A 263-nucleotide genomic window follows, 5' to 3' on the forward strand; every position below is an offset into this window, starting at 1 on the left:
CCTGATACGGTACTATTTAACAAACCCGATGGAATTAACCAATCTTCCGCGCTCGCGGCGAGCCAAGCAACGCCCGCCGGATCGGCAAGGGTCAGTAGTGGAATGACATCAGCACCTTGATGAAAAATATTGGCAAAGCTGGTGTGAATGGGATCGCTAAATGTCTCTAAGCTACGAGCAAGCTCCTTATAAATCGCGCCTTTACCTGTCCAGCCATCGACAAATACAATCGGACTGTTTGGGTAAGCGTCAAGCAGCATTTG

1 protein-coding gene is annotated in these 263 nt (G+C 49.0%); it reads right to left on the reverse strand.

Going from position 1 to position 263, the window contains the following annotated elements:
- Positions 1–263, reverse strand: a 263-nt coding sequence (locus B3V51_RS09965) for a cysteine protease StiP domain-containing protein (RefSeq protein WP_286708344.1), incomplete at both ends; no start/stop codon positions are given.

The organism is Psychrobacter sp. UBA2514, from assembly GCF_002341255.1.
Classification (GTDB): domain Bacteria; phylum Pseudomonadota; class Gammaproteobacteria; order Pseudomonadales; family Moraxellaceae; genus Psychrobacter; species Psychrobacter pacificensis.